At 64.3% G+C, this 20,344-nt stretch carries 22 protein-coding genes and 1 riboswitch; of the genes, 9 read left to right on the top strand and 13 right to left on the bottom strand.

Going from position 1 to position 20,344, the window contains the following annotated elements; genetic code table 11:
• Positions 1-47: 47 nt before the first annotated feature.
• The 6 genes from fdh3B to Q0X85_RS00085 all read right to left on the bottom strand — a co-directional run bounded on the left by fdh3B (position 48) and on the right by Q0X85_RS00085 (position 5,734).
• A complete protein-coding gene (gene fdh3B / locus Q0X85_RS00110) occupies positions 48-644 on the bottom strand; it encodes a formate dehydrogenase FDH3 subunit beta (RefSeq protein WP_050664169.1) in 597 nt (198 codons plus the stop codon).
• Between the two features lie 12 nt (positions 645-656).
• Complete coding sequence (locus Q0X85_RS00105) at positions 657-3,551, bottom strand: formate dehydrogenase subunit alpha (protein ID WP_297767356.1); 2,895 nt, start codon at positions 3,549-3,551, stop codon at positions 657-659.
• 107 nt (positions 3,552-3,658) lie between these two features.
• On the bottom strand, positions 3,659-3,850 hold the full coding sequence (locus Q0X85_RS00100; RefSeq protein WP_297767354.1) for a ubiquinol-cytochrome c reductase iron-sulfur subunit N-terminal domain-containing protein: 192 nt from the start codon (positions 3,848-3,850) through the stop codon (positions 3,659-3,661).
• Positions 3,851-3,906: 56 nt separating this feature from the next.
• A complete protein-coding gene (locus Q0X85_RS00095) occupies positions 3,907-4,536 on the bottom strand; it encodes a molecular chaperone TorD family protein (protein ID WP_297767352.1) in 630 nt (209 codons plus the stop codon).
• Entirely contained in the window at positions 4,533-5,147 is a 615-nt protein-coding gene (locus tag Q0X85_RS00090; RefSeq protein ID WP_297767350.1) for a DUF3306 domain-containing protein, read from the bottom strand. The genes Q0X85_RS00095 and Q0X85_RS00090 overlap by 4 nt, the downstream gene beginning before the upstream one ends.
• Positions 5,144-5,734, bottom strand: a complete 591-nt coding sequence (locus Q0X85_RS00085) for a DUF3305 domain-containing protein (protein ID WP_297767349.1) — start codon at positions 5,732-5,734, stop codon at positions 5,144-5,146. The genes Q0X85_RS00090 and Q0X85_RS00085 overlap by 4 nt, the downstream gene beginning before the upstream one ends.
• A 352-nt stretch (positions 5,735-6,086) precedes the next feature.
• On the opposite strand from Q0X85_RS00085, the gene Q0X85_RS00080 reads away from it, so the two are divergent.
• Positions 6,087-8,042: a 4Fe-4S binding protein gene (locus Q0X85_RS00080; protein ID WP_297767345.1), complete on the top strand. Its 1,956-nt coding sequence runs from the start codon at positions 6,087-6,089 to the stop codon at positions 8,040-8,042.
• On the opposite strand, the gene Q0X85_RS00075 is transcribed toward Q0X85_RS00080, so the two are convergent.
• A complete protein-coding gene (locus Q0X85_RS00075; RefSeq protein ID WP_297767342.1) occupies positions 8,036-8,809 on the bottom strand; it encodes a hypothetical protein in 774 nt (257 codons plus the stop codon). The two genes, Q0X85_RS00080 and Q0X85_RS00075, sit on opposite strands and share 7 nt — an antisense overlap.
• Positions 8,810-8,872: 63 nt before the next feature.
• Here Q0X85_RS00075 and Q0X85_RS00070 point away from each other — a divergent pair, with 63 nt between their 5' ends.
• The 4 genes from Q0X85_RS00070 to Q0X85_RS00055 are packed head-to-tail and all read left to right on the top strand — an operon-like array spanning position 8,873 to position 11,313.
• Positions 8,873-9,067: a DUF6494 family protein gene (locus Q0X85_RS00070; protein ID WP_297767340.1), complete on the top strand. Its 195-nt coding sequence runs from the start codon at positions 8,873-8,875 to the stop codon at positions 9,065-9,067.
• 1 nt (position 9,068) lies between these two features.
• Positions 9,069-10,133, top strand: coding sequence for an Mrp/NBP35 family ATP-binding protein (locus Q0X85_RS00065; RefSeq protein ID WP_297767339.1), 1,065 nt, complete (start codon positions 9,069-9,071; stop codon positions 10,131-10,133).
• A complete protein-coding gene (locus tag Q0X85_RS00060; RefSeq protein ID WP_297767337.1) occupies positions 10,130-10,837 on the top strand; it encodes a biotin/lipoate--protein ligase family protein in 708 nt (235 codons plus the stop codon). Before Q0X85_RS00065 ends, Q0X85_RS00060 begins: the two co-directional genes overlap by 4 nt.
• The gene (locus Q0X85_RS00055) at positions 10,834-11,313 is read left to right on the top strand and encodes a DUF6505 family protein (protein ID WP_297767335.1); all 480 of its coding nucleotides are present in this window, start codon (positions 10,834-10,836) and stop codon (positions 11,311-11,313) included. Before Q0X85_RS00060 ends, Q0X85_RS00055 begins: the two co-directional genes overlap by 4 nt.
• A gap of 81 nt (positions 11,314-11,394) precedes the next feature.
• Here the strand turns inward: Q0X85_RS00055 and Q0X85_RS00050 are convergent, their stop codons facing one another.
• Positions 11,395-11,616 (bottom strand): hypothetical protein, encoded by a 222-nt coding sequence (locus tag Q0X85_RS00050; protein WP_297767332.1) that lies wholly within the window; start codon positions 11,614-11,616, stop codon positions 11,395-11,397.
• 331 nt (positions 11,617-11,947) lie between these two features.
• Between Q0X85_RS00050 and Q0X85_RS00045 the strand changes: the two genes are divergently transcribed.
• A complete protein-coding gene (locus Q0X85_RS00045) occupies positions 11,948-12,145 on the top strand; it encodes a hypothetical protein (protein WP_297767329.1) in 198 nt (65 codons plus the stop codon).
• A 405-nt stretch (positions 12,146-12,550) separates the two neighbouring features.
• Here the strand turns inward: Q0X85_RS00045 and folE2 are convergent, their stop codons facing one another.
• Both folE2 and metZ read right to left on the bottom strand, forming a co-directional pair.
• Complete coding sequence (folE2, locus tag Q0X85_RS00040) at positions 12,551-13,651, bottom strand: GTP cyclohydrolase FolE2 (RefSeq protein WP_297767327.1); 1,101 nt, start codon at positions 13,649-13,651, stop codon at positions 12,551-12,553.
• 139 nt (positions 13,652-13,790) lie between these two features.
• Complete coding sequence (gene metZ, locus Q0X85_RS00035; protein ID WP_297767324.1) at positions 13,791-14,975, bottom strand: O-succinylhomoserine sulfhydrylase; 1,185 nt, start codon at positions 14,973-14,975, stop codon at positions 13,791-13,793.
• 57 nt (positions 14,976-15,032) lie between these two features.
• Positions 15,033-15,111, bottom strand: a riboswitch (SAM riboswitch).
• Between the two features lie 114 nt (positions 15,112-15,225).
• On the opposite strand from metZ, the gene Q0X85_RS00030 reads away from it, so the two are divergent.
• Together Q0X85_RS00030 and Q0X85_RS00025 are read left to right on the top strand one after the other, a co-directional pair.
• Entirely contained in the window at positions 15,226-16,167 is a 942-nt protein-coding gene (locus Q0X85_RS00030) for an alpha/beta fold hydrolase (RefSeq protein ID WP_297767322.1), read from the top strand.
• 29 nt (positions 16,168-16,196) lie between these two features.
• Positions 16,197-16,856 carry a glutathione S-transferase N-terminal domain-containing protein gene (locus Q0X85_RS00025; RefSeq protein ID WP_297767319.1) on the top strand — a complete coding sequence of 220 codons (660 nt, stop codon included), beginning with the start codon at positions 16,197-16,199 and terminating at the stop codon, positions 16,854-16,856.
• A 268-nt stretch (positions 16,857-17,124) separates the two neighbouring features.
• Here the strand turns inward: Q0X85_RS00025 and Q0X85_RS00020 are convergent, their stop codons facing one another.
• Together Q0X85_RS00020 and Q0X85_RS00015 are read right to left on the bottom strand one after the other, a co-directional pair.
• Positions 17,125-17,733, bottom strand: a complete 609-nt coding sequence (locus Q0X85_RS00020; RefSeq protein WP_297767316.1) for an inner membrane-spanning protein YciB — start codon at positions 17,731-17,733, stop codon at positions 17,125-17,127.
• A 41-nt stretch (positions 17,734-17,774) separates the two neighbouring features.
• Positions 17,775-18,677 carry an EamA family transporter gene (locus Q0X85_RS00015; protein ID WP_297767314.1) on the bottom strand — a complete coding sequence of 301 codons (903 nt, stop codon included), beginning with the start codon at positions 18,675-18,677 and terminating at the stop codon, positions 17,775-17,777.
• Positions 18,678-18,743: 66 nt separating this feature from the next.
• On the opposite strand from Q0X85_RS00015, the gene Q0X85_RS00010 reads away from it, so the two are divergent.
• The gene (locus tag Q0X85_RS00010; RefSeq protein ID WP_297767311.1) at positions 18,744-19,223 is read left to right on the top strand and encodes an MgtC/SapB family protein; all 480 of its coding nucleotides are present in this window, start codon (positions 18,744-18,746) and stop codon (positions 19,221-19,223) included.
• Positions 19,224-19,250: 27 nt separating this feature from the next.
• Here Q0X85_RS00010 and ftsY read toward each other — a convergent pair.
• Positions 19,251-20,344 (bottom strand): signal recognition particle-docking protein FtsY (gene ftsY, locus Q0X85_RS00005; RefSeq protein WP_297767308.1); only part of this gene is annotated, 1,094 nt, incomplete at its 5' end.

The following is a 20,344-nucleotide window of genomic DNA, read 5'->3' as shown; positions in this document are numbered from 1 at the left end:
GGCATCGGCCCCCGGCCGGGACAGTGCCCGGCCGGTCCGTGACGGAATTAGCCGCCGCTTTGCTGGCCGTAGGCCGAACCCCAGCCCCAGGCGCCCGAGCCAAAGCCGCGCGCCACGACGCGTTCGCGGTAGATGCTCGAAACGACATCGCCATCACCGGCCAAAAGCGCCTTGGTCGAACACATCTCGGCGCAGATGGGCAGCTTGCCCTCGGCGATCCGGTTGCGCCCGTACTTCTGGAACTCGGCCTGGCTGTGGTTCTCTTCCGGGCCGCCCTTGCAGAAGGTGCACTTGTCCATCTTGCCACGGCTGCCGAAGTTGCCCGCCTGCGGGAATTGCGGCGCACCGAACGGGCACGCGTAGAAGCAATAGCCGCACCCGATGCACAGGTCCTTGGAGTGCAGAACCACGCCTTCCTCGTCCTGGTAGAAGCAATCCACCGGACAGACGGCCATGCAGGGCGCGTCCGAACAGTGCATGCACGCGACCGAGATCGAGCGCTCACCCGGCTTGCCGTCGTTGATCGTCACCACCTTGCGGCGGTTGATCCCCCACGGCACCTCGTGCTCGTTCTTGCAGGCCGTGACGCAGGCGTTGCATTCGATGCAGCGTTCGGCGTCGCACAGAAACTTTGCTCTTGCCATATCAGTATCTCCTTATGCTGCAACGATTTTGCAGAGAGTGGCCTTGGTCTCCTGCATTTGCGTGACCGAGTCGTAGCCATAGGTCTGGGCGGTGTTCGTAGCTTCGCCCAGAACGTATGGATCGGCCCCGTCGGGATAGTTCTCCCGCAGGTCGCGCCCCTCGAAATGACCACCGAAGTGGAACGGCATGAAGGCCACGCCACGCCCCACACGTTCGGTCACCATCGCCATGACCTTGACCTTTCCGCCCTCGGGCCCTTCGACCCAGACCTGCGATCCGTCCCGCACGCCGATATCGTTGGCATCATGCGGGTTGATCTCGACGAACATGTCCTGCTGCAATTCCGCAAGCCACGGGTTCGAACGCGTCTCGTCGCCGCCACCCTCGTATTCGACCAGACGGCCGGAGGTGAGGATGATCGGGTAATCCTTCGAGAAGTCGTTCTTCTGGATCGAGGCATACATGGTCGGCAGGCGATAGGCGTGCCGGTCCTCGTAGGTCGGATAATCCGCCACCAGATCGCGCCGGTTGGTATAGAGCGGCTCGCGGTGGATCGGCACCGGGTCGGGGAAGGTCCAGACCACGGCACGCGCCTTGGCATTACCGAACGGGGCGCATTCATGGTCAATCGCCACCCGCTGGATGCCGCCCGAGAGGTCGGTTTTCCAGTTGGTGCCTGCGCCCGCGACCGCGTCGATCGCACTGCGTTCCTCGTCGGTCAGCTCGCTGTCCCAACCCAGATCCATCAGCATCTGCATGGTGAATTCCGGATACCCGTCCTGGATATCGGAGCCCACCGAGTAGACGCCTTCGGCCAGCAGGTTGTCGCCATCCCGCTCGACGCCGAAACGCGCGCGGAAGGTCAGACCACCCTCGGAGACCGGCTTGGACATATCATAGAGGATATGCGTGCCCGGGTGCCCCATTTCAGGCGTGCCCCAGCAGGGCCAAGGCAGACCGTAGGTCTCGCCATCCGCAGGCCCGCCGACCGCGCGCAGCGTGGTGCGGTCAAAGGTATGCTGATTGGCCATGTGCAGCTTCATCCGCTCAGGGCTCTGCCCGGTATAGCCGATCGTCCACATGCCGCGATTGAACTCGCGGGTGATGCTCTCGACATTCGGCGTCTCGGCGTCGTCCATCTCGATATTGCGGAAGAACCGATCAGCCCAGCCGAACTTGTTGGCGAACTTGGCCATGATGACCTCGTCCGGCTTGCTCTCGAACAGAGGCTCGACCACGCGGTCCCGCCACTGGAGCGAGCGGTTCGAGGCGGTGACAGAGCCGCGCGTCTCGAACTGGGTGCAGGCCGGCAGCAGATAGACGCCATCGGTGCGATCATGCATGACCGCAGAGACGGTCGGATAAGGATCGACCACGACCAGCATGTCGAGCTGCTCCATCGCGGTCTTCATTTCCTTGCCGCGCGTCTGGCTGTTGGGCGCATGCCCCCAGAGCACCATGGCCCGCACCTTGTTGGGGTTGTCCATGTTGTCGGGGTCTTCAAGCACGCCGTCGATCCAGCGGCTGACCGGGATGCCGCTCAATTGCTGGAGCGACTGGTCCTTGCCATCCTTGCCCTTGATCGTGGCGAACTGGGCGTCGAGCCACTCCATATCCTCGCCCCAGACCCGGCCCCAATGGGCCCAGGACCCTTTTGCAAGGCCGTAATAGCCCGGCAGGGTGTGGCTGAGAACGCCAAGGTCCGTCGCGCCCTGCACGTTGTCATGGCCGCGGAAGATGTTGGTGCCGCCACCGGCGGTGCCCATGTTGCCGAGCGCCAGTTGCAGGATGCAGTAGGCGCGGGTGTTGTTGTTGCCGTTGGTGTGCTGCGTGCCACCCATGCACCAGATCACGGTGCCGGGACGGCTGTTGGCGAGCGTGCGCGCCACGCGGCGCAGCTGGCTGCCTGGCGCACCGGTCACCCGCTCCACCTCTTCGGGCGTCCACTTGGCGACCTCGTCCTTGATCTGATCCATGCCCCAGACACGTGTGCGGATGAACTCCTTGTCCTCCCAGCCGTTCTCGAAGATGTGCCACAGGATGCCCCAGACGAGCGCCACGTCCGAGCCGGGACGGAAGCGCACATATTCATCGGCATGCGCGGCCGTGCGGGTAAAGCGCGGGTCGCAGACGATGAGGGGGGCGTTGTTCTCTTCCTTGGCCTTCAGCACATGCAGGAGCGAGACGGGATGCGCCTCTGCGGGGTTGCCACCGATGATGAAGATCGCCTTGGAATTGTGGATGTCGTTGTAGCTGTTGGTCATGGCGCCGTAGCCCCATGTATTCGCAACGCCGGCCACGGTCGTCGAGTGACAGATCCGCGCCTGATGGTCCACGTTGTTGGTGCCCCAATAGGCGGCGAACTTGCGGAAGAGATAGGCCTGCTCGTTATTGTGCTTGGCGCTGCCCAGCCAATAAACCGAATCCGGGCCGCTCTCTTCGCGGATCTTCATCATGCCGTCGCCGATCTCGTCGATCGCCTGTTCCCAGCTGATGCGCTTCCACTCTCCGCCCTCTTTCTTCATCGGGTACTTGAGGCGGCGTTCGCCATGCGCGTGCTCGCGCACCGACGCGCCCTTGGCGCAATGCGCGCCCAAGTTGAAGGGGCTGTCCCAGCCGGGCTCCTGACCCGTCCAGACGCCGTTTTGCACCTCGGCCACGACCGTACAGCCGACCGAGCAATGGGTGCAGACGGATTTCACGGTTTGCACCGCCTCGACGGCGGCGCTTTGGGCATTCGCGCGGGTGACGGTGCCACCCATGGCCCCGATGGCAGCCAGGCCACCGATGGCCAGACCGCTGCCGCGCAGGAACGCGCGGCGGTCGACCGATGCATCGGCGACCTCAGACAGGATACTGGTCCGCTGGGGGCGTCGCGCAACCCCGTTGGTCTTTTTCCTAAGCATGTTTCTCTCTCCTCCCTGGGCCTGAATTCAGGCTGGGTACTGCGGTTTCCCCTGACAGTCGGGCGTCACGCAACCAGTCGTCAGCGGTGTGGGACGGCGTCCGGAACTTAGAACCGGGCGCTGTCAAAATACGCGCGGGTATGCGCGGTGTCCTGCATCTTGTCGGATGTCAGGTCGGGCTCGGCGGCTTCGGCCTTGCCCGTGGTCACCACGCTTGCGACCGCGACAGCGGGCGCGCCGGTGGCGGCCATTTTGAGGAAATCGCGGCGGCTGCTGCCATCCTCGGGTTTCCGGGTCATGAAGGTTCCCCTCCTCTGGTTATGGCAGGCGGCTGCCCACCGGTTAAGGCGCGGGATCAGCCCGCGCTCATCCGAAAGCCCTGCGCCTCGATCTCCATAAACACCCGGCCGACAGCGCCGACCGAGGCATAGAGAACCGAATTGCGCGCGGCCTCCAAATCGCTGAAAAAATGCCCGGCCCATGGGCCGACATGCTTGGCAAAGAACACCTGTTGCTCGGCCAGCGTCGCCGGTTTGCCGAACCGGCCCCGGATCAGCCCTGCCATCATCTCCATGCAGGACGCGATATTGTCCTCGGGCTCATAGACATTCTCGGCCCGCGTCATGCCGCGCGCGGCCATGTCCCGGCGCAGACCGGCGAGCGGCTTTTCGTTGAGAAAGCCGGTCAGGTAGTAGCTGGCATAGGGCAAAAGCTCGCCCCGGCCCAGCCCGATGAAAAGCGCGTTGAACTCGCTCTCGACCGCCCCGGGCTTACTGACCCGCGCAACGCGGGCCAGCGCCGCGATGGCCTGCCCCATGTCGCTCTGATCGCCGCTCAGCGCGGCGGTCTTGTCGAGCAGGTCCTGCCCCGGCGGGCGCGCCAGAAGGGCGGCGAGGAAATCATAGAGATCGGCGCGCAGCGCGTCCTCTTCGGTGATCTCCGGCGTGGCGGTCTGGTCTTGCATAAGGGCCTCGTGCTGGGTCATGCCGATGTTCCGGCAGTGTCATCAAATTCGAACCGCATGCGGCGGCGCGGCGGTGCGGCTTCCTCGGCCTCGGGACTTTCGGCCCAGGCGTAGGGCTCTGCCATCTCCTGCGGCGCCTCGGCCTCCGCGACCTGCGGGGTTTCGTCTTCGGCCTCTGCCGGAATGTCTTCCGCCTCGGGCTCCTCCGTCGCCTGCGCCTCGGCCTCGGCCTGCCGCGCCATTTCCTCGACATGAGCGGTCATGCCCTTGCCGACCTGATAGGCGGTCTGCATGTTCTCGATCACGGTGGCGCTGTCGGTGAAATCCTCGCCATAATCGAGCAGCCCGTCGAGATTGGCGAGCGCCGGGTTGCTCAGCCACAGACGCCGCAGCGCCCGGCGGCGCAACCGGTCCGGCACCGCTTTTGCCATGAAGGCGCGAAAATCGTCACCGGGCTGCAAGGTATCGGGATCGGGCAGGCCCAGTTCTTCGCACAGCTCGGCATCGCTTTTCTCTGCCTGCTCCGCGTCCTGCACGGCGCGCGCCTCGGCCTCCGTCGCGCGGGCCTGTGCCTCGGCCTCCGCCTCGACCTGCGCCTTGCGGCGCGACCAGAAATCGCCGCCCCGGCTCAATGCAGCCTCCCTTTGCGCGCCATCACCGGCGCGCGATACACGTCGCTCATCTGCGGAATGCGCGGATCGCCGATGCCATCCTGCGCATCGCCGATCGTCCGCTTGTCGCGGCGGCGTTTCTTGAATTCCTCGTCCTGATGATGCGCCTCGACAAAATCACGCACCCACGCCACCAGACCTTCAGGCATCGGCACCTTCTCGACGATCTCTTCGCCGGTATCGGCATAATCCTGCGCCTCAAACGGTGACGCGGTGGCCAGCACCACATCGAGCGGCGCGCCGTCACGATGCGCCGCCGCCCCGTTGCGCATCACCACGTAAACGGCGGGAACCTTGGCCGAAAGGCCTTGCAGATACGCTTCTGTCTGGGTGTGGTGCAATTCGACCTGCACGGTCGCGGCATGGTACTCCACCGCCTCGCCCTCGCGGCGCAATTCGCGCCACTCGGCAGGACCGGCCCCGGGCAAGAGCGCCACAGCCCGCCAAGACCACGCCGCCCACCGGGTCACACCGGGCGACTTTCGGATCACGATCCCCACCGGCATCGTCACCTCTTTTTCGTGGCTATGGGTCACGCGTCGTGCCATCCCCTTGCTGCGTTGACACCAGATTGGTCCAGTTTCCTGACCGCGCAAAGCCCTTTTTGTGTGCAACGGTCCACTTTGAAACACAGGCGGACATTTTGGACCGGCATGACACCCGACCAGACCCCGGATGGTCAAATTGTCCACATCGGCCCGTTCGATGCTGCAACGCCGCATTGCAAGACACTGAATCCAAACAGAATCAATCGGGATTAAAATCATCCGCTCAAGGTGCCCTCTGGCCGAACATCGTGATTCGAATTGCTGTTTACGAGGGCTTCGAATCGTGCCTACTCTTACGCCGAACAGACGGAAAACGTCGCCTTCCCAGCCGTGCAAAACACCCGGGGTGAAAATGCCTAAGCAACTGATATTGTGTGACTGTTCTGCGTCACAAACGCTTGACGCCGACGGGCTGGAGACGGCCACCGGTCTGCCCTGCTCGCGGCTGCACAGCGCGCTTTGCACCGACGAGATCGGGTCGGCGGCCAAGGCGATCGAGGGCGGCGAGGCAATTATTTGCTGCGCGCAGGAGGCCCGGATCTTCGAGGAGCTGGCCGCCGATCTGGAGGCCGACACCCCCGCCCTTGTCGATCTGCGCGACCGGGCCGGCTGGTCCGACGATCCGGCCCCGAAACTACCCAAAATGGCCGCATTGCTGGCCGAAGCGGCGCTGCCGACACCCCCGGAAAAGACCCTCGACGTGGTTTCCGAAGGGCTCTGCCTGATCGTCGGAGCCTCCGACGTGGTGCTGCCCGCCGCCGAAAAACTGGCCCCGCTTCTGGGGGTCACGGTGCTGCTGACAGATGACACCGACCCACCCGAGGCGCGTGAGTTCGACGCCATTCGGGGCCGTATCACGCAGGCAAGCGGGTCCTTGGGCCAGTTCGAGTTACGCCTCGACGCGCTGCAACAGGTCAATCCCGGCGGGCGCGGCGCGCTGCGCTGGACCGCGCCCCGTGACGGCGGGCAGACGCAATGCGATGTCATTCTCGACCTTACGGGGGGCACGCCGATGTTCCCCGCCCCGCAGAAACGCGAGGGCTATCTGCGCGCCGATCCCGGCAGTCTGACGGCGGTCTCGGACGCGGTCTTCGAGGCGGCGCAGATGATCGGCACGTTTGAGAAACCGCTCTACGTGGCGCTCGAGCCGCTGATTTGCGCGCATAGCCGCGCCGAGCAGACCGGGTGCAGCAAATGTCTTGATATCTGCCCCACTGGCGCAATCTCACCCGATGGCGATCATGTCAGCATTGACCCGATGATCTGCGCGGGCTGCGGCGCCTGCGCCGCGCGCTGCCCCTCAGGCGCGATCACCTATGACGCGCCGCCGCCCGACATGACGTTTCGGCGCATCCAGACGCTCGCCTCGGCCTATCGCAAGGCTGGCGGCGAGGCGCCGCGCCTGCTGGTGCATGACGCGAGCCACGGGTCCGAGATGATCCGCCTCGCCGCGCGCCATGGGCGCGGGTTGCCCGCCGATGTGATCCCGCTGGAAGTGTCGGCGCTCTCGGGCTTTGGCCATGCCGAGATCCTCGCCGCCCTCGCCTCGGGCTTTGGGGCCGTATGGGTCCTGCTGTCGCCGCGCACCGAGCGCGACGCGCTCGACCAAGAGGTGCCGCTCGCACAAGCGATGGCAGGCGGTGCGCCTGTCGGGATGCTCGACCTCGCCGATCCCGACGCGCTCTGCGATGCGCTCTATGACGCCGAACCTGCCCCGGCGCTGTCCGAGCCGGTCTTGCCGATGGGCAGCCGCCGTCAGGTCGCCCGCCTCGCGGCCCGCGCGCTCAACACCGATGGCGGCACCCTGCCCCTGCCCGGTGCCGCCCCCTATGGCGCGGTGCTGGTCGATCAGGATGCCTGCACGCTCTGCCTCTCCTGCGTGTCGCTCTGCCCCTCGGGCGCGCTGATGGACAATGAGGACCTGCCGCAACTTAGGTTCCAAGAGGATGCCTGCCTGCAATGCGGCATCTGCGCCACGATCTGCCCCGAAAAGGCGATCACGCTGGAGCCGCAGATGAATCTCGACGACAGCGCCCTCACCCAAGTGGTGCTCAACGAGGAAGAGCCGTTCGCCTGCATCGAATGCGGCGTGCTTTTCGGCTCAAAATCCACCATTGAGCGGATCACCGAGAAACTGGCGGGCAAGCATTCGATGTTCGCCACCTCGGATGCCGCAAGGATGATCCAGATGTGCGAAGGCTGCCGGATCAACGCGCAGTTCCACTCGGGCGACAATCCGTTCGCCGCAGGCCCGCGCCCGCGCGTGCGCACCACCGAGGATTACCTCAGCAAGCGTAAGGATCACTGAAATTGAATCGGCGCGCCCAGATCGGCGGGGGCCATCTCCGCCACATAGGCCAGGATCGCCTCCACCTCGTCGAGCGTCACCTCGACGGGCACGATGGGCGAGGGCCGGTTGATCGGGAACGGCGCGGTCACATCCTCGACCTGGGTAAAGGCAGCATGCGGCCTGAGCGCGTAAAAGCTCTGAAACCGCGCCGCCCAGTCGGGCATTGTGCGCAGCACGGCAAAAGACGGTGTGGAGCCCATGGCGTTCATCCGGTTCTCGGGCGCTACCACATGACAGCGCCCACATTGCGTCAGCGACACCCGCTTGCCCTCGGAAGCGTCGCCATCAAAGTCGGGTACGGCCTCGGCCTCTTCGGCCACCTCCGGCAGCGTAAAGGGCGCGCGCCCCGCAACCTCGTAGCTGGTGACAGTGCGCTGCCCGATCTCGGAGGTCAGCCACTCAGCAAACCGCGCCGCCCCCGGATGATCGCCCGCACGCGCCATGCGCCACACGGCACCCTCCCCCTTGAAGACGGCACGCCCCGTTTCACGGCCAAGCGTGACATCCGCCTCATCGGCCACACCGACGACCTCGATCCGCACCCCGGTCTTGAGCGAAAACCGCGGCAGCAGGTAATCGAGCAACCCGCTATCGACGAGGACGGCAGGCGCGCTCAGCCGAAACCTCTTGTCATCGGCGCGGGCTTGATCCACGCCAAGCAGGAGGCCAAGAGCCGCAACCACGATCCACAGACGGTTTGCAAGATGAGAGATCACTCCACGCATACCCAAACCTAGGAAAACGCCTATATCGGCGTCAAGCATTCTGAACCATGAAGGGAGAAACCGATGAGCGACGATTTCAACATGTCGATGCGCAAATTCCTCAAGCAGGTGGGCGTCACCTCGCAACAGGCCATCGAGGAGGGCCTGCGCAAGAAAGGCGCCACCGCCGGGCAGGAATTCGAGGCCAAGGTTGTGCTGACGGTCGAGGGTCTCGATGTCGAACATACCGTGACCGGCAAGATCAAAGGGCAGGACTGACGTGGCATTGACAAGGGATGGCGTCCTTGCGGCGCTGAAAGACATCACCGATCCGGTGAGCGGATCGGATATCGTGGCGGCGGGTGTGATGCGCGCGCTGACCGTCGAGGGCGGCGCGGTGCGGTTCGTGCTCGAGATCGACCCGGCCAAGGCCGAGGCCTACAATCCGGTGCGCGACGCGGCCGAAGCGGCGGTCAAGGCGCTGCCGGGGGCCGAGACCGTCTCGGTCGTGCTGACCGGCCATTCCGCCAAGGCCCCGCCCGACCTGAAACCCGCCAAGACCGCCGAGCCGAAAGGCCCTGAAAAGGTGCCCGGCGTCAATCACCTGATCGCCATCGCCTCGGGCAAGGGTGGCGTCGGCAAATCCACCGTCTCGGCCAACCTCGCCTGCGCGCTCGCCGCCGAGGGGCGGCGCGTGGGGCTGCTGGATGCGGATGTCTACGGGCCCTCGCAGCCGCGCATGCTCGGCGTGTCGGGCCGCCCCGCCAGCCCCGATGGCAAGACCATCCTGCCGATGCGCAACCACGGCGTGACGATGATGTCCATCGGCCTGATGACCAACGAGGGTCAGGCGGTGGTCTGGCGCGGCCCGATGCTGATGGGGGCGCTGCAACAGATGCTGATGCAGGTGCAATGGGGCGCGCTCGATTGCCTGCTCGTTGATCTTCCGCCCGGCACCGGCGACGTCTCGATGACGCTGGCGCAAAAGGCGCAAGTAGACGGTGCGATCATCGTCTCCACGCCGCAGGACGTGGCGCTCTTGGATGCCCGCAAGGGGATCGACATGTTCACCCAGCTGCACGTGCCGGTACTGGGCATGATCGAGAACATGAGCACGCATATCTGCTCCAATTGCGGCCATGAGGAACACGTCTTTGGCCATGGCGGCGTCAAGGCCGAGGCCGAGAAGCTTGGCGTGCCGTTGCTGGCGGAAATTCCGCTGCATCTCGATATTCGCCTCGCCTCGGATGGCGGTGCGCCCATCGTGGTCTCAAAGCCCGAGAGCGCGCAGGCACAGGCGTTTCGCGACGTGGCCCGCCAGTTGATAGCACAGGGCATTGCATGAGCGAGCCGAGCTTTCCACCGCTCATGTCCGGCCTCGCCGTCGAGGGCGCGATCGACCCGTTCGAGAAGGCCTGCGCCATGGCCGCCTTGGGCTGTGACGCGGGGCTTATCGTGCATAACGTGACGGCCAATCACCTGTTGGCCGCCATCGTCATGGCCCCCGAGGTCCCGCTCGAAGACGCGATGGCGATGCTGCCCGCCTGCGGCGTCGGCTTCCAGAACGCGCTCGGCGCGCTCGCTCCGCCCGAAGTGGCCGTGCACTTGGAATGGTCAGGCGGGCTGCGCGTCAATGGTGCCGCCTGCGGACGGCTGCGCGTCGCGGCGGGTGGTACCGCACCGGATGCAGAGCCCGGTTGGCTCGTCGTCGGCCTTGAACTGCCGCTGATCCAGATCACCGAGCGGCCCGGCGACGCGCCCGATCAGACCGCGCTCTATGACGAGGGCTGCGCCGAGGTCGATCCCGTGGGATTGCTGGAGGCTTGGGCCCGGCACACGCTGGTCTGGATCAACCGGTGGGAAGACGGCGGCCCCAAGGTGCTGCATGCCGAATGGCGCGGTCTGGCCCATGGCATCGGCGAGGACATCACCATTGACGGCCACAGCGGCACCTATCTCGGCGTCGACGACCGCTTTGGCATTCTCATCCGTGACAACGATACCACACATCTCATCCCCCTCAGCACCCGCCTGGAGACCCCGCAATGAAACTCGCCCGCGCGATCCATTTCGACGAAAGCGACCAACGCGTCTATCACAGCCCCGCGCGCACCGGCGAATGGTGCATCTCGGGCGGATTCGAGTTTTCCAACTGGTCCGAGGCTGATCTGACAGGCAAATCCCGACAGGCATTCGCCAATGGCTGGCTCGGGCTGGAGACCTTTGGCCGGGTGACCTTCGTTGCGGTGACGCAGATCGAGCAGGCCGAGGTCGAGACACTGGCCCAAACCCTTGCTCAGCATTTTGTCGAGTTTTACGGCGCGCCCTCGCCCGAGGCGGCGCTGCCCGTGGCGCGCGATGAACTGGCGCATATGGGGGACCTGTGTGACGATCACGCGCCCAATACGCTACTGACCGTCCTGCGTGAATTGACCGAGGGCGGCGTGCGCGAAACCTACAGCATGATCGAGGCGCAGGAGGCGGACCTCGAGCAATTCGCGATCCATGGCTCGCTCGACGAATAGCCGAGACTCAGCAACCTGCCAAACAGACCGCCCCGGCGCAGCGGCCGGGGCAAGACTATGGCACCATCCAAACACCGGCGCTCAGGCGTAGAACAGATCCTTGAAGACGTGGTATACGATGTCTTCGCGGCGCAGGCCCATCTTGGCCAGCTCCTCATCGGATTTCGCCTCGAGGGCGTCAATACGGTTCCGGCGGGCCGTCACGTTGTGCTGTGCTTCGATGCCCCGCACCAGAGCCGCAGTAAACCGCTTCCACGTGTCACGCAGCGGCGACGCGGAAATATTCGTTGCTATATTAGCCATTTGGAAACCTCACTTCGGTTGTGCTTCGGTTCCCTCCCTGACTGATAAATAGGTCAACTGCGCTTACATTACCATCGCCAAACCGGAATGGCCGGGTTGCGTCAAACGCATCCCGACCGCTCTTTGTCAGTCGGTCTTCGCCTTGGTCGACGAAGCAGGCATGGCCGGCGGCGTGGATGGCGCGCGTGTGCGCCTGGCATCCGACGTTGTTGCCTTCGAGGCCGCGTCCGATCTGGTCTCGGGCTTGGGTGCAGGCTGAGGCGCGGACTGCGGCGCAGACTGGGTCGGCGCCTTGGATTTAGACTGTTCTTCAGTCGCGGGCGTCGCGCTTTTGGGCGCCGTCGTTGCCGTCTTGGCCGGGGCGGCCGCATTCTTCGGGGCCGCTGCGGTGCGCTTCGGGGTGCTGGCCGTGCTCTTCGAGACAGAGCTTTCGGTCTTCGCACGTGCAGACGTGCTTTTCCTGGTCGCCGGTGCCGCTTTTGGCGTGGCTGCCGGTGCCGGGCTCTGCGTTGCTGTCGCTGTCTTTTGAGCGCTGGATGTCGCCCGTTTGGCCGGTGTCCGTTTAACCGGCGTTGTGCTGCGCGGCTTGGCTGTCGCCGCTTTCGGTTTGGTCGTGGACGCCGCAGCGCCAAACCCATGCGCGAACGGCCCCGACTTCAACGCCGCCTCGCCAAACACCTGCGCCACGCGCAACTGTTTTTCAATCATGTACCCGGTCAATCGGATCCCGGCAGCGGACAATTTGAGCGGAAGGTCAGGAGCAAGCATGGTTTCGTCCTCTTCAACAAGTGCGAGCCTGCGGCTACCACAGGCAGATGACAGGAGCATAACGCTCTTCATGCCGCGTCGCAGCAAAGTGACCAAAGGTCAAATCAAATTACAGGCGCCGCGCGGAACCTTGCTCAAAATCTGCGCAATCTGCCCGAAACCGAGGCTACCGACCATGCACCAATGTCTGAAAGAGTTTCGGATCGAGGCTGTGCGCCGCAAACGTCTCGCCTTCTGTCAGGATGCTGACCGCATCATGACTGTGCAAACTCTCCTGATGGCTCGCCACCACCCGAAAATCGCCGATCCGCGGATCGGCCAGCAATTGCGCGCAGAACAGGCGCGCGGCGTCCTCGACAAAGATCGGATTGGCCGCGTTCAACTCCGCAAAGGCTTGCTCGTCCTCGCGCTTGACCATCACTTGCGTTTCGGTCGGCACCGCGCGGCGGGCCAGTTCGATGAGATCCTCGAACCACAGGCAATCACCCTCGATCAGTTCCACCGAAATGCGCGCAACCGAACGCTGCGAGTGCGGCGTGGCCAGTTGACCGCGCGCGGCGCGCGCATGCTCGCTCAGTTCCAGCGAGCAGGGGCAGGTCGAGGAATAGACATAATCGAGATGCATGAACTTGCGCTTGACGCCGGCCTGCTCGACCAATTCCAGCGCGATGTCATAGTATTGAAACCCCGCCAGACCCGACCGAAGCGATTGCACCCGCGCCGGATAGGACAGCCGCATTTGCAACCGCGCATCAACACTGTCCAGATCGGCGATATAATCCGCCAGCGCCGCTTCCATGACCTCAAGACTGAAGGTCTTTTCCGCATGTTTGTAAAAGCTGCGCATGATCCGGGACATGTTGATGCCCTTCTTGCCCGCTTCCAGACTGACCGTGCCGGTCACGGACGTCTCCAGCGTAAGATCGCTTTCGTCACGCGTGTGGTACCGGATCGGCAAGCGAAAGTTGGAGATCCCGACATGCTGCAACTGTTGCTTGGTGCCCCGAATGAGCGACGCCGGCCCATTCTGCAGATCCGGCAGGCTCGCCCGGTAGGCCGCGTCCACCGCGAAATCTTCGGGGTAGTCCCGCGTCAGCACAGGATAGTTCGACAGCTCACCCGATGGCAGCAGGCGCGCGATGGCCGGATCGAGGTCGGCCACCTCTTCGGGCGACGCGGCACGCGCCCAGTCGCGCAACAGCGCAAGCGCTTCGCGGGCCTCGTCCCGGTCCGGCACGGGCTTCATCTCTGACGGATGCACATTCATCACAACGGTTCCCTATCCGCTCTGCCAAACCCTTACATAAGGCGTTTCTGCAGAAATTGCCATTATCGTAGGGATTTACGACAAAAACGGCAAAACGGATCATTCCAAGCTACGGAAACGACTGAAAACTTTTGGGCGGTCACTCCGACGCGGCAAGCGCGCGCTCAAGATCGGCGATCAGGTCATCGGCATCTTCAAGCCCAACACTGAACCGCACCAGACCGGACGTGATTCCGAGCGCGGCCTTTTGTTCCGCCGGTAGACGCTGATGAGTGGTCGTTGCCGGATGCGTCACGATGGATTTTGCATCGCCGAGGTTGTTCGAGATGATCACGATCTCCAGCGCATTCAAAAACCGGAACGCGGCCTCCTGCCCGCCCTTGAGGTCGAGCGCAAGAACAGTGCCGCCCTCCCCCATCTGATCCGTCACAAGATCATGCTGTGCATGGCTCGGATGGCCCGGATAGATCACCCGCGCCAGACGCGGATCGCCGTGCAGCGCCTCCGCGATCCTGAGTGCGGTCGCGCTCTGCGCGCGCACCCGCAGGTCAATGGTCTCCAGCCCCTTGAGCATGACCCAGGCGGTAAACGGCGACATCGAGCCGCCGGTATGTTTCATGTAGGGCTCGACCGTGCCACGGATGAACTCGCGCGTACCAAGGATCACACCGCCCAGCGCGCGCCCCTGCCCGTCAATATGCTTGGTCGCGGAATAGATTACCACATCCGCGCCCTGCTCCACCGCGCGCGAAAAGACCGGCGTGGCAAAGACGTTGTCGACGATGACCGTCGCGCCTACAGCATGGGCCAGTTCGGCCACCGCGCCGATATCGACCACGGCGAGCGTCGGGTTGGAAATCGTCTCGAAGAACACCGCCCTGGTGTCGGGCCGGATCGCAGCGCGCCACTGCTCGATATCGGTGCCATCGACAAACGTGACCTCGACGCCGAAGCGCGTCAGCACCTCTTCCAGCACATAAAGACACGAGCCGAAGAGCGCCCGCGCCGACACCACGTGATCGCCCGCCCGCAGCATCGACGTCAGCGCGCCCGACACCGCCGCCATGCCGCTTGCCGTGGCAAAGCCGTCCTCGGTGCCTTCGAGACCGGCAATCCGGTCCTCGAACATCGCCACGGTCGGGTTGCCGTAGCGGGCATAGATGAACTCGTCGTCACCCGCCTTGATGAACCGCGCCTCGGCCGCCTCGGCGCTCTCGTAGACAAATCCTTGCGTGAGAAAGATCGCCTCGCTCACCTCATTATACTGGCTGCGCCGCGTGCCGCCATGCACCAGCTTGGTGCGTTTCTGCCAACTGTCGCTCATATCCCGTCCTCCGGGCGCATTCGCCCATAAAAAAAGCCCCGACGCGGCCAAGCGAAAGGGGGCTTTCTCCTGACCTCTTTAGCGGTTGTGTTTTACGTGGCCCGCAATCCGGTAACAAATCGCCACGCGGGTCGCTTACTCCTGCGGGCGGGTTTCGTCAACACTGTCACGCAGGTTTAACGGAAACGTCACCATGGCTTCGTATGTCGTCCCTACATCCCATCCACAAGATGTAGTGGGGATCAGGGGCATGCCGCTCATTCATGTCGATGCCGGGACAGACGCACCCGAATTGCATGACCTGCCGGGAACTCTGGGCGAGATGCTGCCGGATCTACTGGTTGGCAAAGGCCCGGTGATCCTGATGATTCACGGCTTCAAATACGCACCCGGCCATGCCCATGAATGCCCGCACCGGCACATTCTCTCGCTCTCGCCAGAACGCGAGTGCTTCAAGGTGATCAGTTGGCCCGCCGGCCTCGGATTCGGCCAGGAGACCCGCGATGAAGGGCTTGGCATCAGCTTTGGCTGGCACGCGCGCGGCACCCTCTGGCAGGCCTATGCCGAGGCGGCGCGCGCGGGCGAACGGCTCGCCCAGCTTGTCACGTTGATCCGCCGCTTGGCACCGGCCCGACCGATTCACGCTGTGGCGCATTCGCTGGGCGCACGCGTGGTGCTGTCCGCGTTGCCCCACCTTCAGGCCGGCACGCTCGGGCGGCTCATCCTGCTGGCCGGCGCCGAGTTCGGACGCCGCGCCGCCGAGGCACTCGAAACCCCGGCGGGCCGCAGCGCCGAAGTGATCAACGTCACCAGCCGCGAGAACGATTTCTACGATTTCCTTCTGGAATGCCTCATTCCCGCACCGGCCCGCGGCGACCGCAGCCTCGGGCTTGCCCTGCCAAAAGGCCCGAATGTGCTCAACCTGCAAATGGATCATCCCGGCACGCTCCGCGCCCTGAGACGCGCAGGTTTCGAGGTGGCCAACCCCACGGCCCGGATTTGTCACTGGTCGCCCTACACCCGGCCCGGTGTGTTTCCGATGTATCAAAAGCTGCTGCGCAATACCGAGCAGTTGCCATTGGCACAATTGCGCGCCGCCCTGCCCGACCGCCCCGCCCCCCGCTGGTCGCGCCTGATGTCGCTGCCAGAGATGCGCCTGCCCTTGCCATCGGGGCGAAAACTGTCATCCTGACGTGCTGACGGAACAGGCAGGAGGACGCCATGCAGGCCCCGATCGACCTTTATTACTGGCCCACCCCGAACGGCTGGAAAATCTCCATCGCGCTCGAGGAAATGGGCCTGCCCTATCGCTGTCATCTGATCAACATCGGCGAGGGCGAGCAGCACGCACCCGCATTTCTGGCCGTGTCACCCAACAACCGCATCCCCGCGATCACTGATCCCGATGGCCCCGATGGCACCCCGATCAACATCTTCGAATCGGGGGCGATCCTGCAATATCTGGCGCGCAAGACCGGGCGCTTTTATGGCGAGACCGAGCGAGAGCGCATCGCCGTCGAGGAGTGGCTGATGTGGCAAATGGGCGGTATCGGGCCGATGGCAGGCCAAGCGCATCATTTCCTGAAATTCGCGCCCAAAGACATCCCCTATGCCAAGGACCGCTACCGGGGCGAAGTCGCGCGGCTCTATGGTGTGCTGGACCGGCGGTTGGCGAATAACGAATATGTGGCGGGTGATTTCTATTCCATCGCCGATATGTCGCTCTGGGGCTGGTGTTCGCTATGGGAAGGGCAGCAGCAGACGCTCGACGACAAGCCGCATTTCGCCCGCTGGCTGGAGGTCGTGGGCGCGCGGGATGGCGTGCAACGCGGCCGCGCGCTGCATGCCGACAAACGGCGCGACCCGACGGCGAAAAAGTGAGAGCACGGGGGCGCTGTGGCCTGTTTCTGCCGTTACCATGAGCCGCGCCATTGCCAGGCCGCGGGCTGGCGATCCAACGCTGCTTCAGGGCGCTTTATATCAGCCAAATCCGAAAAACTCTAATCGATGCGCTGACTTAGACAAATCGCCAGTCCGTGGGGGCGGGTCATGCTGAAAGCATGCCTCCGGCATGACCGATGGCGCGGCGGCCTTCGGCCTTGTTCCGCGCCGGGTCTGTCGAACGAACGGCAGCTCAAGGCCGCTTCTCTCACGCCCCCTTGTCGTCCTCTTCCGTGCCATGATCACGAAACAGGCTGCCCTGCGACATGAAGAACACAAAGATCGCCGCCGTCAGCCCGAAAGTCTTGAAATAGACCCAGATTTCCTCGCTCTGCGTGCGCCAGATCGCCTCGTTCAACACAGCCAGGCCAAAGAAAAACAGCATCAGCCGCCGCGTCAGGATCATCCAGCCCTGATCGGTCAGCGGCATCACGCCCTCCATCACGACCTGCAACCAGGACTGCCCGCGCAAGAGGCCAATCCCGAGCACCCCGCCGAACAGCAGGTAGATCATCGTCGGCTTCATCTTGAAAAAGCGCGGGTCGTTGAACCATACGCTCAACCCGCCAAAGACCACGATCAGCACCGCCGTCATGATCTGCATCCGTGACAGATGCCCCGTCAGCTTCCACAACAGCGCCATCGAGACCAGAAAGACCGGAATGAACCCGGCGGTGACAACGATGAACCCGTCATACTCGGTGCCACCAATTGCAAAACTGCGATCCTTGAGCCACATATACGCGGCGAAAAAGGCCAGTATCGGCCCGAACTCAAGAACCGGTTTGACCCATTTGGGCGGGGTTTTCTCTGTCATCGCACTCGCCTTGCCTGTTGTTCTGCGCGCTTGTCGCGCGTTCATCCGCCGAATTCAACTATGACCGCCCCGGTGGCAATCAACCCCATCAGCGCGATCCGGCGCGGCCCCACGGTCTCCTTGAGCACCAGCCAGCCAATGAGGGCGGCAAAGACGGTCGAGGTCTCGCGCAATACTGCCGCCTCGCCCACCTTGTCGAGCCGCGTGGCCAGCATGATCGAGCCGAAGGAAAAGAACGCCACCAGCCCGCCCGCCACGCCTCGCAATACCAGCGGGCCAATCGCGGGCCGCGCCGCCATGTTGCGCCACCGCAGCCCGGCAATCGGCAGGATGCTCATCCCGTCGAGAAAGAAGAACCACGCCAGAAAGGTAAAGGGATCGGCTGCCGCGCGGATGCCGTAAGCGTCATAGGTGGTATAGAGCGCCACGAACAGTCCCGTCGCCACGGCAAGGCCAAGCGCAAGCGGCATGGTCTCGCGATCCAGCGTCAGCGTGCGCAGGTTATAGACCGCAAGCCCGTAAATGCCACAGAGCAGCACCGCCACCCCCGCCCATTGCAGCGGCGTGAACAACTCGCCGAAAATCAGCCACGCGCCGATCACGGTGAAAAGCGGCCCGGTGCCGCGCACCACCGGATAGACGACCGTATAGGCGCCCTTGGTGTAGGCCATCGCCTGCAATATCTTGTAGACAACGTGAATCACCACCGCGCCTGCAAAGATCGGCCACATTTGCGCCTCGGGCCAGGGCACGACGAATAGCGCGAAGGGCGCAGCCATGAAGCAGTAACTGAGGTCGATCGCCCCCCGGCTCAGCCACGGATCGTGCCGACCTTTCTGCAATGCGCCAAAGACCGCGTGCAAAAATGCGGCGGCCAGCGCCAGCACCATGGCAAGGTGCCGCCCCGCCTCGGTGCCCTCCAACGAGATCAGCCAGTCGCTCATGCCACGCGTCTCGCGACGCCGCGCAGGATCGTGCTAGGGTAAGCTACAAAATGAGGGGCAGACAGCATGGAACAACACGTGGTGGACACCATTATTGACGAGCTTTCGGGCACATTCAGCGCCGTGCCACCGCTCGTTGCCGCCACCCGGCTTTTGGCGGCGCTCGCCCTCGGGGCCGTGATCGGGGCCGAGCGTGAGAGCAAGCACAAGCCAGCGGGCCTGCGCACGCACATGCTGGTGTCTATGGCGGCCTGTCTCTTCATTCTGGTCAGCCAGCAACTCGCCGCGCTGCCGTTCGGCGCAGAGGACGCGATGCGGGTCGATCCGCTGCGCCTGATCGAAGCGGTGACCGCCGGGGTCGCCTTTCTGGCCGCCGGAACCATTTTCACCTCGGGCGGCCAAGTGCACAATATCACCACGGGCGCGTCCATGTGGATGGCAGGCGCGATCGGCCTGGCCTGCGGCTCGGGGCAGATGCCGTTGGCCGCGATGGCAACGGGGATCGTTCTGCTTGTGCTCTACGTGATCCGGCTGGTCGAAAAATAGCACGGCCCCGGGCCGGTCCAACGGCCATCACGCATCAAGACCGGTCAGCGCGGCGGCAAATTCCTCGGGATCAAAGGGCGCCAGATCGTCGATCTGCTCGCCCACACCGATGGCGTGGATCGGCAGGCCAAATTTGTCAGCCAAAGCCACCAGCACACCGCCCCGCGCGGTGCCGTCGAGCTTGGTCATCACCAGGCCCGAGACATCGGCGAGCTTCTGGAAAATCTCAACCTGGCTCAATGCGTTCTGCCCGGTCGTGGCATCGAGCACCAACAGCGTATTATGCGGCGCATCCGGGTCCTTCTTGCGGATCACGCGCACAATCTTGGACAGCTCTTCCATCAGGTCGGCCCGGTTCTGCAAGCGGCCCGCCGTGTCGATCATCAAAAGGTCCGCGCCATCGGCCTCGGCCTTGGTCATGGCGTCAAAGGCAAGGCTCGCCGGGTCCGACCCTTCGGGTGCTGTCAGCACCGGCACGCCCGCGCGCTCGCCCCAGATCTGCAACTGCTCGACCGCCGCCGCGCGAAACGTGTCGCCCGCCGCGATCACCACCGATTTTCCGGCGGCCTTGAACTGGCTGGCAAGCTTGCCGATGGTCGTGGTCTTGCCCGACCCGTTCACGCCGACCACCAGCACCACCTGCGGTCGCTTGGCATAGATCGGCATCGGGCGCGCCACCGGCTCCATGATCCGGGCAATCTCATGCGCCAGCAATTCCTTGATTTCCTGTGACGACAGCCGCTTGCCCATCCGCCCCTCGGCCATATTGGCGGTCACACGCATCGCGGTCTCGACGCCCATGTCGGCGGTGATGAGCAGCTCTTCGAGGCGCTCCAACATGTCATCGTCGAGCGCGCGGCGGGTGACGACCCGCTCTTCGCCGCGCCCCAGAAGCCGACCGAGAAAGCCCGCGCGCGGAGCAGCGGCGGGCAGATCATCGGGGATTTCCATGGGCGCGGGGGTGGCGATGGCCTCGGGAGGGGGCTGCGGCACCTCTTGGGGGCGCTCGACCGGCTGCTCCACCGGGGTCGGCGGCGGGGACTCATCCGGTTGCGGCGGGACAACGGGCGGCTCCGGTTGTGGCTCCGGCTCGGGCCGGGGCGGCGTCGGGGTCTCCGGCT

Source organism: uncultured Roseovarius sp. (genome assembly GCF_947259555.1).
In the GTDB taxonomy this organism is placed as follows: domain Bacteria; phylum Pseudomonadota; class Alphaproteobacteria; order Rhodobacterales; family Rhodobacteraceae; genus Roseovarius.
Note: the sequence above shows the minus strand (reverse complement) of the source record. Positions and strands in the feature narration are given on the sequence as shown.